This is a genomic window from Falsibacillus pallidus, from assembly GCF_050990905.1.
GTDB lineage: Bacteria > Bacillota > Bacilli > Bacillales > DSM-25281 > Falsibacillus > Falsibacillus pallidus_A.
On the sequence record NZ_CP158866.1, the window covers coordinates 1,079,050 to 1,095,376 of the forward strand.

Here is a 16,327-nt window from a genome sequence, read left to right on the forward strand (position 1 = left end):
GACGTTTATTTTCAAAGTCTGTTTCGTAAACTTTGTTGTTAAAATCTTAATGCCGATTTTAACGTGAAAATACCTGTTTTATGCGTTGAAATTGAGTATCCAGGCTCTTTTTGAGTTGGATTTTCTGCATAGAGTGCATCAATATCCTGTTTTTAATACTTAAAGCAACAAACTTTGAGAAAAGAGCCTTTTCAAAATCAAGTAATTGAAAACTGTCTATAACTTCTATACACTAGAATGTAGTATTAGGTCGAGGTGGAAAACATGGAATATAATCAAGAGATGAAAAATCGTCTGCGCCGTCTCGAAGGCCAAGTAAGAGGCGTTCTGCGAATGATGGAGGAAGATAAGCACTGCAAGGATGTGGTGACGCAGCTGTCAGCCATCCGTTCTGCTGTCGATCGTTCAATCGGTCTGATTGTGGCGAAGAACTTGGAAGCATGCATCAAGGAATCCTCCGATCAGGGGCAAAGTGCTGAAGAGGCCATTCAAGAAGCAGTCAAAATGCTCGTCAAGAGCCGATAAAGCATGAAGAAAGGCATTTCCAACTACGGAAATGCCTTTTTCTTATTGCCTAAATGGGGGGCGTTTCTTCTGTTATGTCCGTTGCTTCTTCGATATTGGTTGATTCTGCCCTCATGTGGACAGAACCCCCGGACATGCCTTCATTGATCATTCGATCGATATCGAGATACGCTTTGTTTTTGCCTTCGTAATGCGTATCTTCAAGAAATTCGTATTGTTCTTTGTCTTTATTGGCCATGGTTCATTCCTCCTTTTTATTATTTTTTCAAAAGAAGGAACATCCCATACGTGCCATTATTGTTTGTCGTATACGTGATAAAGCATTAAATCATGGATCTGGGAGGACAGGGTTTGAACGGAATCTTCAGGCGGCGCTGCAGAAGTCCATTCGATTTTTCCATCAGGAAGATAATTGCCTTCATAGCGGTTCTGTTTGAAATAAAAGGAAAATGTCCATCCGGGAAGCCGCTGTTCTTTGTACATTGGTTGGAATTGAAAGTGTTGTATCATCTATATACTCAGCCCCTTTTCTGTGCTTCTATTGTACGTTTTTAGATTCGAATTGAACAGTGGTAAACCGCTGTTTATGGACAATATGAAGCGAATAATCGTGGACCAAGCAACATAGTGTATATCGATATGATAAAAAAGGGGCTGCGGAACATGACTTTTTTGGAGAAGCTGGAGAAGGCCATCACGGATGAATGGAAGGCATATCATTTTTATAAGGAACTGAAAACAAAAACAAACAATCCATTATTCCTTGAATTTATAGAAGAACCGATGCAGGACGAGAAAAAGCATTATGAGATGTTTCAATATCTGCATTATCTCCTGACAGGGAACTACTATGAAAATGAACAGGAGAAAGTGAAGTTCACCACTTTCAAAGAGGGAGTGCTGATGGCGCTGAAAGATGAACTCGAAGCAGCGGATTTTTATCGGGATATGCTTTTTGAATTGCCCAATCAGCAGGCCTACCAGCCGTTGTTTACAGCCATGACGGATGAAATGAACCATGCCACCCGTTTTTCAACGATCTATAATTCATTGAAATGAAGGGAGCCTGCGTTAGCTTCGGAATCCCATAGAAAAGCCTGACTTCCTTTTAAGGGAAATCAGGCTTTTTGTTCTTCAATCCCATCGCGTCAATTGATGAAATAAACGTACAAGGCTTGAACGTTTTTTCAGTTCGATTTCTTCTTCATCAAAACTCATTGGTTTGGAATTCAATTCGAATAGCCAAATCTTATCTCTTTCATCCAAACCGATATCAAATGTGAATTCCCCAAAAAAGCCATAATGGTCTGTTAATGCTTTCCCGCATTGCTTTGCGAGTGCCTTGATTTCTTTTTCGACAGCAGGATCCCGGATGGATTGGTAAGGGTAGAGGGATCCGCCTCTTTTCATATGGGTGGTAAGCTGCTGTCTGTTCGCCAGCCTGACCCCGATTCCGGTAAGGGTATATCCTTTCTTTCCAAAGTGGACATGCCCCCGAAGATCATATTTCTTTCCCTCAACCTTTTTGGTATGGATCATTTCCTGCATCAAGTATGGTACTGCCAGCCATTTTTCCCCCTGACTTTCCCAAAGCGAGTCGAAAGAAGCAAAGAAGGAGGTGTCTTTTTCTTTCACCAGTCTGCATTTTCCTTCCTGATCCATACTTAAGAGGGTGATGCCTTTTCCTTGAGATTGTTTGACTGGTTTGATGTAGAGATTCCTCTTCTCCTCCAAAAGTAAAAACAGTGCGTTTTTCTCAAGAAGTGGTGCAGTAAAGGGAAGGTGTTCAGCAATGGAGGGGATATTTTTAAATGATTCATACATATCCAGTTTATTGATGAAGCAAGGGTTGAAGAATGGCACTTCTTTTTCTTTCAGTGTTTTGACCAATTGGTGAAATCCATCACTATCCTCCGCTTTACGGGAGGGAAGGCGGTTATAGATGATTTCAGGATATGGAAAATCCGCTTCATGCCAAGTATCTGTAGCGGGGTGGTGAAAATAGCCATGGATGCCGTGAGGGGAAAGGTCATCCAATGTAAAGACAAAGCTGAATCCCCCTATTTCCTGCAATTCTGCTTGTATGTGTCTGAATAAGGGGCCGTTGCCTGTTAAAAGCCCCGCATTATTCCTGCCGGCTATAATTCCGATAAGAGGGCCGATTCGATTATTCTTTTCACACATCTTGAAATCAAACCGGCTCGTTTCATTCCGCCCCTCAACGAAATCTTCGTTGTTTCCCCAAAACAAAGGATGATCACCGCTGTGGGAAAAATAATGAGAGGTTTCATGGAAATAAAGCATCATCTAAACAATTCCTCAGGATTCTCCAATGTTTGTTCCGTTAAATAGATTCCGAATGATAAAGCCAGCTTTCTCGTCAACAGATCGACTTCCCGTAATTCAGGGTGCGAGAATATGGATCTTCCAGGCTTCGAATTCGCTTCAAACATCCATATATCCCCGTTTCGGTCAATCCCGAAGTCAAAACCGATTTCGGCTACGATGCCTCCGATTTGCTTTTCCAGTGCATTTGAAAGGATTAAGGCTGCTTCTTCAAGCTTTTCCCGATATAATTTCTGCTCCTGCTCATCAGGATATATCTCTTCGAGTGTCTTTACTTCCCCGCCATTATTCAGGTGAGTGGTAGGGGAGCCGTTCCCGGCCATTTTCGCCGCAATTGCACTTATGATCCATTCCCCTTTTTCGTCTTTATTAGCGTGTACCCTGAAATCAAGCGGCCTGTCTTGATGCTTTATTAAATAGATGCCTTGCTGCACGAGCATCCGGTCAAGGCTCCTTTTGGCAAAAACCACTTTCGCCAGGCTTTCCAAGCTGGAAAAACGCTGGAGTTTATTTTGTTGATCCCGATAGCGGCAATAGTAGGCAGCATTCTTTTTGTCATAGATGATTTGGTAGACGCCGAGGCCCAGACTTCCGTTTTGTGGCTTAATGAATACTTGCCCGTGTTCAGCCAGCATTTGTTCAATTTGGTGAAAGGATTGAAAAGGGGCGGTTTCAGGCAAATAGGTTTCAGCCTCTGGGGTATTGTAAAGCTTTTCAAAAATTTCGAGCTTGTTGAAAAAGCCTGGATTATACCAAGGGATCAAATAGTCTTTTTCAAGCCTTTCCTTAATCTCCTTCGAAACTTTAAGCTTTTCGCTTCTCCGATTAGGGAGCCTGTCATACACCACATTCGGAAATGGAACAACATCCTGTTCCCAGCCTTTATCGGTGAAAAAGTAGGCATTGATCAGCCCGCGTTCCCAATCAATATGGCCGTCGCCGAAAAGGAATGGTACCACTCCTGCTGCGGATTGGGAGGATAAAATCTTTGAAAATAAAAATGACCTCTCGCCAATCGGACGGACTTGGAAGGGAGTGAAGCCTGAAGAGAAAATGCCTATCAGCGGCCCCAGGTGAAGGCAGTTGTCCTTCGTGAATACGTGGATGGTCTCAATATGGCTCGGAAGGTGCAGCTCTTTAGATACTTTTGAACTGATTGAAATGACATTTCTTCCATTTGGCTGCTGCAGAAATTCTGCCTGGCATTCAGTGGAGCCAAAACCAACGGTCGACAATATTTTATTTTCATATAAATTAGAAGGGATATAAACCAAGCTTTTTTCTGATTGGACTCTCTCTAGTTTGAATCGTTTCGCCATCACATTCTACCTCACTTTGTTTTTTCAAATCGTTCATCAATTTTTTCTATTAATAAACGGCAGTAGTCAAATGGGGCTTTATATAGGGAATCCAATTGTTCTGGATTTGTGGAAGATACCAGTTTTCTTCCGGGTTTGGAATTGATGTCGAGCACCCAAATGGATTCATCTTTTGCAATGATGATATCTATGCCTAATTCAAATAGCGGGAAAAAGTGTTCTTCAAGGAGCGGCGGCAGTTTTTCTAATAATTCCTTGATTTCTTTTTCCAAGAATGAATGATTGAATTGTGGGGTGGTTGTTTTCCATTCGGAATAGGGGAGGATGGATGCCCCTGCACTCATGTTTGTCAAAATGCCTTCTGATTGGCCGATGCGGATCCCCCTTGCCCTTTCCGTCCATTTTCCTTCTTCATTTTTTTGAATAAACACCCTGAGATCAAAAGGACGATGGGCTTCATCCAAGTTTGGAAGCCGCGGCTGGACGATGTATATGTTTTTGATAAGGAGATGTTCGAAAAAAGGGATGGACTCTTCGGGCTTCGCTAATAGCTTTGAGACCACTTTCCCGTTTTTCGTCGTTTTAATGAGAAGCATTCCCTCATGGAATTGGATTGAATATACGGCGTAGCCATGCGCACCATTGACGGGTTTGATGATAACTTCCCCATAGTTTTGTGCTTCTTGGATAATTTGCTGGGCCGAACTGACTTTTTTTGTTAGGGGTAAATAGGGGGATAAATCCAGGTCTTTTTTTAGTTTTTCATAAAGGGACCATTTGTTTGGCAGTCCATATCCAAGGAAGGTGATATCTTTTCGTGTTTTCAGCCATGATACGATTGCCTGGGCATCTTTATCATTTTTGTTTTCCCCATACAAGCAGCGGTCGTAAAGAATCTCTGGGATATCAAATGTCGTTTTTGCCCAAGTCTGCTGCCCGCAGTCGAAGCAGAAGCCTGAGACGGAATCAGAACCAGGCATGATTGCCAGTGGGGAGAAGAGAAAGAGGTTTACTTCTGCCTCCTTGCTTCGTTTCCCAAGTTCATGAAAATAATCAGAGGGTCTTTCAGGACATAAAGTAAGAATCCCTAAATTAATCATCTTGTAATCTCCTTTCTTGCCATAGGATTTCTGCAAAGTTCCAGATAGCTTTTGTGGAAGGGCGGAATGGCGTTTGGATCTGCTCCGATTGCTTGGATGGCTTCGTATTCACTTCGATGATCCACGTTTTTCCGGATTGATCGACCCCGATGTCCAAGCCGAATTCCCCTGCAACCCCTTCAATCGATTCCGATAAGGTTTTGGAAGATTCCACTGCTAATTCCTTCATTAAAGAATAAATATAATGAGCTTTATCTGAAGTGAAGAACTCACGAAGCACTGTTAAAGGTTTGTTGATGGTGCCTCCCTGAGCCAAATTCGAAACGAATTGATTTTCTGCGGATAGTCTCGCTACAGCCGACGTCACGGTCCATTTCTTTGATCGATTTGGATGGACGAGAAGCCGGAAATCAATTTTTTTATCATCCAGTGAGATCAGCTGGAGAGATTGCTGGATGATGCAGGCCCTTTTGCCGATCCATGCTGCAATGAGAGTTTCAGCCTCCTGCAGGTCTGATATTTGATGATCTCTTATCTGATGGTAAGTGGTTTGGCTAATATGGTAGGATCCATTCTTCCTCTTGATCTCAATGATTCCCCTGCCCTGGCTTCCATGGATGGGCTTGATGAAAGCAGCTCCGAATTCATCCAGATAAGCAGCCAATCCGGAGCGAGTATAAAGGTCTGTTAAAGGGATGTAAGGAAGCAGATGACTTTCATTCCTGAGGAACTGATGGACTTCCCACTTTGACAGGAAATGAGGGTTGAAGATGACCGTACCTTCATCGATCAATTGTGAATAGAGCAGTTTGAACATTTCTGACCGTTCCGTCTTTCTGGAATGAATCCGGTTATATACCACATCTGGCAGGGGAAGGGTTGTTTGTTTCCAATGATCATCATCCAAATAGAAAGAAGTTTGTGCCCCGATGCTGCTTCCGGTTGAAGGCAGTCCCATTAATGTAAGGTATCCCCCATTTTTTTGAGTGAACGCATGCAGCTCTTCTGCGAAGCAATGAATGGAGCCGAAATGAGGCTGGCCATTTCCGTCCTGGCGAATTTCCGTTAAAATGGATAGGAAGGGGCCAAGCTTCAAATGGCCAGATTCCTTATGAAACCGGACATTCCAACGGATGTTTTGAAGGGGGATCCCTAATTGGCTGTACAAAGCAGAATCGACTTTTCCCATTCCTTCCGTTAAATCATTCTGCAGGAAGATATAAGCAGCGGATTTTTTATTGCCTATTTGAACATCAGCATGCTGTCCATCCTTCAAGCCTAGTGTTTCTCCGTCTGCACGACTAAGAAAGATTCCCGGGAATGAAGGAACATGGACAGGTTTTTCATTTATATGGAACAAAATAAGAGGAGCCATAGTCATTCCCCGTTTGCTTAAAGTCAATGGTTGTAGATATAATTATTTACTAGGCATTAGTTGATATTGCATCGTATGTCATATCCTTTTGAAAGGTTCGATGCATTTATGGTAAAAAGAAAGGTTGAGTGAGTAGTTAATGCATGCTTTTTTAGTAATTTTATTGATGGCGGCCATCGGAGCTGTGATCGGCGGCTTCACCAATTCACTTGCAATCAAAATGCTTTTCAGGCCTTATAAACCTATTTATATCGGTAAATGGAGGGTTCCGTTCACACCGGGGCTGATTCCAAAAAGAAGAGATGAATTGGCAGTCCAATTAGGGAAAATGGTAGTGGACCATCTGGTCACGCCGGAAAGCATCGAAAAAAAATTGATGCAGCCTCAGTTTCATGATGAAATCGTTTCGTGGCTGCAGCAGGAAGTTTCTTCAAATGCGATTTCCCAGAAAAAAATCGGTGATCTTTTGACAGGTGCCGGAATTTCAGACCCGGTGGGCAAAACGAATGAACTATTGAAAAAAGTCATCCATGAAAAGTACGAGTCCTGGATAATGGATAATAAATCGAAAACAGTTGCTGGTATTATAGGGCAGGATCTCGAAGCGAAGGTCGAAGCCAAAATACCTGATGTGGCAGACTTCATTCTGCAAAAAGGGAAAGATTATTTTTCCTCCCCAGAAGGAAAGATACGGCTGAAGATGCTGCTGGAAGACTTTTTTAAAGAGAGGGGAATGCTTTGGAACATGGTAAAAATGTTTCTCGGCAACGATTCCCTGATTGATAAGGTCCAGCCGGAAATCATGAAATTCTTCAATAATCCAGGAACTGTCGAACTGTTGAATACAGTGATAAAGTCAGAATGGGGCAAATGGAAAGAAAGTCCATTAGAGGCCATTATTGAACAAGCTCCAACGGAAGAAGTGGAAGCAGCACTCACATCCATGATCGAGAAGGCAGTCAGCATCGAGTCATTCTATAACCAAAGCATCGGCACGGTATTAAGCCGTTTTTCCGATGCCATTTCGCAAAAAGTGATTCCTGCAGCGGTACAGGCGGGACTTAAAGCCCTGGCTGAAAAAATGCCATTCTTGATGAAGAAGCTAAGGGTCGAGGACATGGTAAAGGAACAGGTCGAAACATTTTCCGTACAGCGCCTCGAGGAACTCGTGCTCGGCATCACAAGGTCTGAATTGGGGATGATCACCTACCTTGGAGCGCTTTTAGGCGGTATTATCGGAATCGTTCAAGGAATCATCACCCTCCTGCTCAATAATTGATGGGCATTCGCACATTCTCGCATTCTCACACATAGTTTGTTATAGTGAGTGTGGGTTTTAAAAGCGCCGGTATGCCAGTAAGGCGGCAGCGGCAAAATTTCAAGGAGGTATGAAGCATGTCTGTTAATTTACATGATCTTTCTTATGAATTGCAAAAAGCATTGCGTGAAAGCGATGAATATAAAAATCTGGTGGCCTACTATGATGCGGTCAACAAAGATGAATCAGCCAATCAGCTGTTCACTAATTTCCGTGACATCCAAGTAAGACTGCAGCAAAAGCAAATGTCCGGACAGGAAATTGCACAGGAAGAAGTTCAGCAGGCACAAAAAGCAGCTGCACTTGTTCAGCAAAATCCTAAAATTGCAAAGCTGATGCAAGCCGAGCAGCAATTAAGCATGGTGATTGCAGATCTAAATAAAATCATCATGAAGCCGCTTGAGGAATTATACGGACCGATGGGAAACTGATTGTTTCTCTAAGAGCCGGATTCGGCCAATGTCCCCCTGTTTTACGGGTGAGGAGATTGATCGAATCCGGCTTTTTTGTATTTTGTTCCACCCACGCCTGTTCTATATTTACAAGCTTTTTCATAGTAGTAATTAAAGAACAAGGTATACACCAAAGGGGGAACAGAAATGATTTATCGTTTACTTGCAATGAATATAGATGGAACAATATTGAATGAAGACGGCAAAATCAATAAGCAGACGAAAGAAGCCATTGAATATGTGGCATCAAAGGGCGTCTATGTCATGCTCGTCACATCGAGAAGCTTCCCTTCAGCTAAAAGGGTAGCGAAAGCATTGAAGCTCGAAAGTTTTCTCGTCACCCATCAAGGGGCTTATATAGCAAATGAAATGGATAAACCCCTTCTCGTCAAAAGGATTCCTGAGGATATCGCGTATGATGTGGTTAGATTCCTTGAGGACTTTGAATGCGACATTCGTCTGCTACATGAAAAATATGCCTTGGCAAACAAGAAAGAATCAGATCAGGACCTTGTAATAAAAGGATTTTGGCAAAGGGCTACGAGCCTCAGCTATTCCACCAAATATGTAGAGAGTTTGAGTGAGGAGCTCGCCGGAAATCCATCCGAACCGCCAAAAATGGAAGTATCCTTTTTCAATGAACAGGATATGCAGGATGCGAAAAAAGCGATTGAAAGCATGTATTTCGAGGTGGACTGCCTGGTAAGCGGCCCCCAAAAATTAGAAATCGTGCCAAATGGCGCTTCCAAATTGAAAGGAGTACTCTATGTATGTGATCGCCTCGGCATCCATAGAGAAGAGGTCGTAATGATCGGCTCCGGCCTTGATGACTTGCCGCTCGTGCAATGGGCAGGGCTCGGAGCAGCGATGGGGAATGCGCATAAAGAGGTAAAAAGAAGTGCCGACTGGATCACAAGGGACACATCCGAAAACGGTGTAGCCTACATGATCAAAGAGCACTTCCGCAAACAGCAGCCCATCGACTTCCTTAAGAAAATGAACGTAATAAAAAAATAGCCATAATTAAGAATGACCCAGCATTCGTTGAAGAACGAGTAGAGGGGTCATTTTTTGTTTTGAGCATCTTTAGTGATAAAGAGAGAGGTATTAGTTGATTGAGAGGAAACCTGCGACACTCCGGCGGAAAAACGGGCTGGCAAGACCCCACAGCGAAGCCAGGAGGCTTGCCGGTTCGTCCGCGGAAAGGGAGTGGGTTTCGCTCTCAATCTTTCACGACAAACGGTGATAAGAAGCACATGATTGACCTCCCAATGGTCTTTCAGTAAACTTAAGGAAGCTTAAAACTGAAAGGTGATTGCGTTGAACATACAAATAAACGGCATCCATGAAGAAAAATTTCATCGGCCGCTCCAATTGATAGGCAACCTGTTTTTCGAAGAACCCACTGTATCACTGGAACCAATCGAAGATACCGATCTGATCATCGACATTTCCATAAAAGAAGAAGAAGGGTCCCTAATGGCCCAAGCTTCCTTAAAAGTTACAAAGGAAGAGAAAGAATTGAACGCTTCCTATTCTAAGGAAGTCCAATCCGGATTGACGGAAAAAGAATACTTCCGCCTCCAAAAAAATGTCCTCTCACATGCTTATTTGACCGTTCTTCAAGACTATACGGGCATCATACAAAAATGGGGCATCTTGACAGGGATGAGACCGACAAAACTGCTCCATAAATCAACACAGGCCGGCATTCCTCCTGAAGAGGCGCATAAAAGCCTGATGGAAAACTATATGATCACCCCAGAAAAAGTGGAATTGATGCAGTCCATAGTCGATACACAGCTCGCAGTTGTTCCTGACTTGTATGACCTTGGGAACGAAGTCAGCATCTATATCGGGATCCCGTTCTGTCCGACAAAATGCGCTTACTGCACATTCCCTGCATTTGCGATGCAAGGGAAGCAGGGAAGAGTCGATTCATTCCTTGCTGGCCTTCATTATGAAATGAGGGAAATGGGAAAATGGATGAAAGAGAACGAGATTCGAATTACGACCGTGTATTACGGAGGAGGCACTCCGACATCCATCTCTGCTGAAGAAATGGATGCTTTATATGAAGAAATGTATAAATCATTCCCAGATGTGGAAAACATCCGTGAAATCACGGTGGAAGCAGGCCGTCCTGATACCATCACTCCTGAAAAACTGGAAGTGCTGAAAAAGTGGAATATCGATCGTATCAGCATCAATCCCCAGTCCTATACTCAAGAGACATTGAAAGCGATTGGACGCCATCATACCGTTGAAGAAACAATTGAAAAATTCCATCTCGCAAGGGAGATGGGCATGAATAATATTAATATGGATCTGATCATCGGACTTCCGAATGAAGGGGTAGAGGAATTTCAGCACTCCCTGGATGAGACGGAAAAACTGATGCCGGAATCATTGACCGTCCATACACTTTCCTTCAAACGGGCTTCTGAAATGACTCAGAATAAAGAAAAATACAAAGTGGCTCCACGAGAAGAAGTGCAGGAAATGATGTCCATGGCTGAAAAATGGACAAGAGGCCATGACTACAAGCCATATTACTTGTACCGCCAGAAAAACATCTTGGGGAACCTTGAAAATGTGGGCTATTCATTGGCGAATCAAGAAAGCATCTATAATATCATGATCATGGAAGAAGTCCAGACGATCATCGGCATCGGATGCGGTGCAGCAAGCAAGTTTGTGGATCCGGAAACAGGGAAAATCACACATTTCAACAACCCGAAAGACCCGAAATCCTACAACGAAGGATTCCAGGACTACACTCAGAAAAAAATCAACATCTTAAACGACTTATTTAAAAAACAACCATAATTAACCATAAGTGCCTGTCACGCCCCGAAATGTGTCGAAATTCGACACATTTCGGGGCTTTTCCAGCTCTTATGCTGGTCGGGGCTTACAAGGCGCTTCCGCTTTTCTATTTGTCCAGCTCCAGCGCCTAGCCCCTCGAGTCATAAGCCATACCTCTACGGAAATCAGGATTTCCTTCGAGTTCTGTCTTATGCTGGTCGGGGCTTACAAGGCGCTTCCGCTTTTCTTAGTGACAGGCACTTTGTCTTTAGGTATGCTAGAAGAAGATGAAAAAAGGGGGAATATTATGAATTTTGTAGAATCATATAAGACGCTGAATGTTGATGTGGAAGGCAATATTGCTTACATCACGATGAACCGGCCGAAACAATTGAATGCTTTGAATGAAGATTTAATTTCTGAAATGGCCCAATGCCTGAAGGAGCTCAAGAAGTCAGAGACTGTGAAAATCCTTGTCCTGCAAGGATCCGGTCCAGCTTTTTCTTCTGGCGGCGATATTAAAGAGATGCTGCAGAAGCCTAATAATGATGATTTCTTCGTCATCATGGACAATATCGGAGAAATGATTGAAACACTCTATACGATGCCTATGCTGACAGTCAGCTGCATTCAGGGAGCTGCTGCAGGACTCGGTCTCAGCCTGGCACTCGCATCAGACTACATATTGGCAGATCCGGAAAGTAAAATCGCAATGAATTTTATCGGCATCGGCCTGATTCCTGATGGCGCCGGCCACTTCTTAATGGAGAACAGGCTTGGGGCGCACGCTGCCAAGAAAGTCATTTGGGATGGAAAAGTCATGTCAGGCACCGAAGCCCATACATTGGGGCTTATCGATCAACTTGTTCAAGATGGCTCTCTGCAGGATGAATTGAATACCCTGCTGTCCAAATGGAGCAAGAAGCCATTGAAGGCCATGATCAAAACAAAAACCATCTATTCACAAATGAATTTGGAAAAGCTCCGCTCCTATCTCGAACATGAGAAAAAGGGGCAATATGAAATGAGAAACACAAAAGACCACAGAGAAGGCATCCAGGCATTCCTGGAAAAAAGGCCGCCGGTATTTAAGGGAGAATAAGAAAAGCGGAAGCGCCCTGAAAGCCCCGATCAGCATAAGACGGAACTCGAAGGAAATCCTGATTTCCGTAGAGGTACGGCTTATGACTCGAGGGGCTGGGCGCTGGAGCTGGATCAAAAAAGAAGCTTGAGGCGGGCCCTCAAGCTTCTTTCCATTTAAACATGGAATAATAATAGTTTACCAGCGGGAGATGTACAGCGATGCGTCGTTTCTGATAAATTCTTTTCTTCTAGCATCGATTTGCCTAATTCCTTAGCTTCCGCATCATTTTTCGCTTCAAATGATTCATCAAGGATTTTTTCGCCATTTGGTTTAAAAGCAGTCAGCTTATACATTAAGATCTTCCTTTCTAAAGGTATATCAAATTTACTTACTATTATTCTTGCATAATTTTCTGAAAATGAAAAGAAGAAAAGTTATAGAGAAATCAATAATAAATGAATCATTTTCCATTTTTAATCGTAAATCTAAAGTGAACAAAAAGGAGGCTGTCAAATGGCTTTAAAAATACATAACGCCACAAAACAATTCGGTCATTTCACTGCAGTAGATGGATTATCGCTATCAATTGAAGAAAATGATATGTTTGGTTTTCTTGGGTCCAATGGTGCAGGGAAGACTACCACATTCCGTATGATTCTGGGATTGATCGATCCGACATCAGGAACCATTGAATGGAATGGAAATCCCATAGATTATTCAACCAGTTCCCACATCGGCTATCTGCCGGAAGAACGGGGCCTGTACCCAAAAATGAAAGTGAAGGATCAGATTGTCTATTTAGGAAGATTAAGAGGAATGACGAAGCACGAAGCTTCCGTACAGCTTACTCGCTGGCTAGACCGCTTCAAAGTGCCGGAGTATGCAGATAAAAAGGTAGAGGAGCTCTCTAAAGGAAACCAGCAGAAGATCCAGTTCATTGCCTCTGTGATACATAAGCCGCAGCTGCTGATCCTGGATGAGCCTTTCAGCGGACTTGATCCTGTAAATGTCGAACTTCTTAAAGAAGCCGTCCATGAAATAAAAGATCAGGGATCAACGATTGTATTCTCCAGCCATCGCATGGAGCATGTCGAAGAGATGTGCCAAAACCTATGCATAATGCAGAAAGGGAGGCCGGTCGTCCAGGGAGGCTTAAAAAAGATCAAACGCGATTTCGGGAAGAAAAACATTTCGATCCACGCTGACTTTGATTTATCCGGATTGAAGAATTTGGATGGGGTCCTTAAATGGAAGCAGACGGCGGAAGGGGTCCGTCTTCAGGTGGACCGTGAAGAAACGGCTGAAAAAGTGCTTCAGAACATCTATGGAAAAGGATTCATCCGGAAATTCGAGCTGGAGGAACCTTCCCTGAATGATATCTTTATAGAAAAGGCAGGTGCTTCCTATGAATAAATTTTTCCTGATCCTCTCCCAGGCTTTCATGACCAAGTTAAAATCAAAAGCCTTCATTGTCATTACCATCATTCTGCTGCTTGGCGTTCTCGGCATGACAAACATGGGCAGAATAATGGACCTATTCGGTGCAGGAAACGATGTCAAAAAAATCGCTGTCATAGATGAAACCGGGGGCGTCTATGATTTGTTTAAAGCCTCTTTGAAAACTATTGATAAAGACATCCGTCTGACAAAGGAAACCGATTCATCTGAAGGGGCGATGAGAAGAAATCTTGAAAAAGATAAATACGATGGCTATCTGATCATCGAGCAGGACAAAGAAAAGATCGTGAAAGCATCATATAAAGCTGAAGCAATCACTGATACAGATACAATGGGAGCACTTCAGACTGCCTTGCAGGGGGTAAAATCAAATCTGGCAGCGAATCAGCTTAAGCTGGCTCCAGAGCAGCTGCTTCTATTGAATGAACCTGTCCAATTCGATAAAGAAGCTCTCTCCAGCCACGCAAAATCAGCTGAAGAATTGAATCAAGCAAGGGGAATGGTATACATCCTGCTATTCATCATCTATTTTGCTGTGATTTTTTATGCCAACATGATCGGGATGGAAGTTGCCACAGAAAAATCATCCCGTGTGATGGAGATATTGATTTCCAGTGCTTCCCCGCTCCAGCATATGTTCGGAAAAATCCTCGGGGTCGCTTTGCTTGGATTGGCGCAGATGGGGCTGGTCCTCACGGTAGGCTACATTTCACTATCTCAGAATTATAAAAATATGAAAGAAGGATTCTTTGAATTTTTCGGGTTTGGAAATATGGAGTCGTCCACTATCATTTACGCAATCGTCTTTTTCTTGCTTGGCTATTTGCTCTATTCAACATTTGCAGCTTTCTTAGGCTCCCTGGTCAGCAGAATAGAAGATATGCAGCAAATGATCATGCCCATGACGTTTCTGATCATGATCGGGTTCTTCATTTCCATGTATGGTCTCGGAAACCCATCAGCATCCTTTATTACTGTCACTTCCTATATTCCATTCTTCACTCCGATGATTATGTTCATGAGGATCGGGATGCTCGACATCCCAACGTGGGAAGCACTGACTGGCGTTGCTGTCTTGATTGCGGCAATCATCGCCCTAGGAATTTTCGGTGCGCGCGTCTATCGCGGAGGAGTCTTGATGTATGGAAAATCAAACTCCTACAAAGATATCCGTAAAGCCCTTCAGCTGACTAAAAATCAATAAGAAAATGAACACATCTCTTTTAAGTGAGATGTGTTTTTTCTTTCAGATAAATAGGCTATAATGTAAGGATAAGAACGTGCATTCGTATCAAGGAGGTGGAACCATGAAAGAAATAAAATTCATCCATTGTGCCGATCTGCATTTGGACAGCCCTTTTTCCGGTCTGAGCAGCCTTCCTGAAGAGCTTTTCAATCGCCTGAGGGAAAGTACTTTCCGCTCTTTTGAACGGATTGTGGAGGAAGCAGTCACTCAGGAAGTCGATTTTGTCCTCATAAGCGGAGATTTATATGACGGGGAGGACCGCAGCATCAAAGCTCAGGCGAGGATGAAGAGGCAGATGGAACGTCTTGCTGAGAAAGACATCCCTGTCTTCATCATTCATGGAAATCATGATCATCTCGGCGGAAGCTGGACATATGTTGAGCTCCCGGAGAATGTCATGGTGTTTGGTCCAGATGAGGTTTCCATGAGAGAGATGAAAACTAAGAGTGGAATGAAGATACATATATACGGCATCAGCTATGGAGAGCGGCATGTAATGGAAAGGACCTGCTCGCAATTCATTAAAACTGGGGATGCTGATTATCATATCGGGATGCTTCACGGACATTGCGAAAACAGTCCGAGCAGCCACCAGCCATATTCCCCATTTACAACAGGAGAATTATTGGAAAAAGAGTTCGATTATTGGGCGCTCGGACATATTCATCAACAGCAGATCCTCTGGGAAGACCCATACATCATCTACCCTGGGAATATTCAGGGGCGCCATCGAAAAGAAACCGGCGCAAAAGGGTGCCTGTTAATAGAACTGTCATCCGACCATTCAAAAATGGAGAAAGTGGAAACGGCTGATGTGATTTGGGAGAACAAAAAAGTTTCGATAGAAGGCATGATCCATTTCAATGATGTATTTTATTGTATCGAGAAAGCCATTTCGGAAGAATACAATGCTGGAAAAGGCGTTATCCTGAACATCGAATTGAGCGGAACTGCCTCTCTTTCCCAAGAGGCAAAGGACAAGCTGGTTTCCGGAGAACTCCTGGAGGCATTTCAAGATTCTGTGGATTTTGATGACTCCTTTGTTTGGCTGAACAAGATTGACTGGACGGATGCTGTTCCTAAAAGTACGGATGTTCAAGGCAGTTCCTTCTTTCACGAATTAGAGAATGCTATGGATGGTTTCAGCGAAGAGGATATGGAAGAAAGCATGAAGGATTTATACAGGCACATGCATGCAAGGAAATTTCTTGCAGCCCCAGATGAGGATGAGCAGGCGGAAGTATTGCATCATGCAAAGCACATTCTGACTGGACTGCTTCACCGCTAAAAAAGGAG

General features: G+C 43.3%; 17 protein-coding genes. 10 read left to right on the forward strand and 7 right to left on the reverse strand.

The genetic code is table 11. The features are described from left to right. The first annotated feature begins 264 nt into the window (after positions 1–264). The gene (locus ABTV07_RS05815; RefSeq protein ID WP_114744094.1) at positions 265–525 is read left to right on the forward strand and encodes a metal-sensitive transcriptional regulator; all 261 of its coding nucleotides are present in this window, start codon (positions 265–267) and stop codon (positions 523–525) included. Positions 526–574: 49 nt separating this feature from the next. Here ABTV07_RS05815 and ABTV07_RS05820 read toward each other — a convergent pair whose 3' ends face one another. Beyond that, positions 575–763: a hypothetical protein gene (locus ABTV07_RS05820; RefSeq protein WP_433748611.1), complete on the reverse strand. Its 189-nt coding sequence runs from the start codon at positions 761–763 to the stop codon at positions 575–577. 56 nt (positions 764–819) lie between these two features. After that, entirely contained in the window at positions 820–1,035 is a 216-nt protein-coding gene (locus tag ABTV07_RS05825) for a YheE family protein (RefSeq protein ID WP_433748613.1), read from the reverse strand. Positions 1,036–1,188: 153 nt separating this feature from the next. On the opposite strand from ABTV07_RS05825, the gene ABTV07_RS05830 reads away from it, so the two are divergent. Continuing rightward, positions 1,189–1,584 carry a ferritin family protein gene (locus ABTV07_RS05830; protein ID WP_433748615.1) on the forward strand — a complete coding sequence of 132 codons (396 nt, stop codon included), beginning with the start codon at positions 1,189–1,191 and terminating at the stop codon, positions 1,582–1,584. A 75-nt stretch (positions 1,585–1,659) separates the two neighbouring features. On the opposite strand, the gene ABTV07_RS05835 is transcribed toward ABTV07_RS05830, so the two are convergent. From ABTV07_RS05835 to ABTV07_RS05850, 4 genes are read right to left on the reverse strand one after another with little or no spacing between them, the layout of a single operon-like run. Next, on the reverse strand, positions 1,660–2,832 hold the full coding sequence (locus tag ABTV07_RS05835) for a YheC/YheD family protein (protein ID WP_433748617.1): 1,173 nt from the start codon (positions 2,830–2,832) through the stop codon (positions 1,660–1,662). Continuing rightward, complete coding sequence (locus tag ABTV07_RS05840; RefSeq protein ID WP_433748620.1) at positions 2,829–4,190, reverse strand: YheC/YheD family protein; 1,362 nt, start codon at positions 4,188–4,190, stop codon at positions 2,829–2,831. The genes ABTV07_RS05835 and ABTV07_RS05840 overlap by 4 nt, the downstream gene beginning before the upstream one ends. 11 nt (positions 4,191–4,201) lie before the next feature. Beyond that, positions 4,202–5,290, reverse strand: a complete 1,089-nt coding sequence (locus ABTV07_RS05845; RefSeq protein ID WP_433748622.1) for a YheC/YheD family protein — start codon at positions 5,288–5,290, stop codon at positions 4,202–4,204. Further along, positions 5,283–6,665 (reverse strand): YheC/YheD family protein, encoded by a 1,383-nt coding sequence (locus ABTV07_RS05850; RefSeq protein WP_433748624.1) that lies wholly within the window; start codon positions 6,663–6,665, stop codon positions 5,283–5,285. The genes ABTV07_RS05845 and ABTV07_RS05850 overlap by 8 nt, the downstream gene beginning before the upstream one ends. A gap of 139 nt (positions 6,666–6,804) precedes the next feature. On the opposite strand from ABTV07_RS05850, the gene ABTV07_RS05855 reads away from it, so the two are divergent. From ABTV07_RS05855 to ABTV07_RS05875, 5 genes are all read left to right on the forward strand, one after another. Further along, positions 6,805–7,944, forward strand: coding sequence for a DUF445 domain-containing protein (locus ABTV07_RS05855; protein ID WP_433748627.1), 1,140 nt, complete (start codon positions 6,805–6,807; stop codon positions 7,942–7,944). A gap of 116 nt (positions 7,945–8,060) precedes the next feature. Next, entirely contained in the window at positions 8,061–8,414 is a 354-nt protein-coding gene (locus ABTV07_RS05860) for a YlbF family regulator (protein WP_433748630.1), read from the forward strand. Positions 8,415–8,582: 168 nt separating this feature from the next. Then, complete coding sequence (locus tag ABTV07_RS05865) at positions 8,583–9,452, forward strand: Cof-type HAD-IIB family hydrolase (protein ID WP_433748633.1); 870 nt, start codon at positions 8,583–8,585, stop codon at positions 9,450–9,452. A gap of 303 nt (positions 9,453–9,755) precedes the next feature. After that, positions 9,756–11,264 (forward strand): coproporphyrinogen III oxidase, encoded by a 1,509-nt coding sequence (locus ABTV07_RS05870; RefSeq protein ID WP_433748636.1) that lies wholly within the window; start codon positions 9,756–9,758, stop codon positions 11,262–11,264. Between the two features lie 286 nt (positions 11,265–11,550). Then, positions 11,551–12,345 carry an enoyl-CoA hydratase gene (locus ABTV07_RS05875; protein WP_433748638.1) on the forward strand — a complete coding sequence of 265 codons (795 nt, stop codon included), beginning with the start codon at positions 11,551–11,553 and terminating at the stop codon, positions 12,343–12,345. A 155-nt stretch (positions 12,346–12,500) separates the two neighbouring features. On the opposite strand, the gene ABTV07_RS05880 is transcribed toward ABTV07_RS05875, so the two are convergent. After that, on the reverse strand, positions 12,501–12,680 hold the full coding sequence (locus tag ABTV07_RS05880) for a YhzD family protein (protein WP_433748641.1): 180 nt from the start codon (positions 12,678–12,680) through the stop codon (positions 12,501–12,503). A 160-nt stretch (positions 12,681–12,840) separates the two neighbouring features. Between ABTV07_RS05880 and ABTV07_RS05885 the strand changes: the two genes are divergently transcribed. The 3 genes from ABTV07_RS05885 to ABTV07_RS05895 all read left to right on the forward strand — a co-directional run bounded on the left by ABTV07_RS05885 (position 12,841) and on the right by ABTV07_RS05895 (position 16,319). Further along, positions 12,841–13,740 (forward strand): ABC transporter ATP-binding protein, encoded by a 900-nt coding sequence (locus ABTV07_RS05885; RefSeq protein WP_433748644.1) that lies wholly within the window; start codon positions 12,841–12,843, stop codon positions 13,738–13,740. Beyond that, positions 13,733–14,989, forward strand: coding sequence for an ABC transporter permease (locus ABTV07_RS05890; protein ID WP_433748647.1), 1,257 nt, complete (start codon positions 13,733–13,735; stop codon positions 14,987–14,989). Before ABTV07_RS05885 ends, ABTV07_RS05890 begins: the two co-directional genes overlap by 8 nt. A 103-nt stretch (positions 14,990–15,092) precedes the next feature. Next, entirely contained in the window at positions 15,093–16,319 is a 1,227-nt protein-coding gene (locus ABTV07_RS05895; RefSeq protein WP_433748649.1) for a metallophosphoesterase family protein, read from the forward strand. The last annotated feature ends 8 nt before the right edge of the window (positions 16,320–16,327 follow it).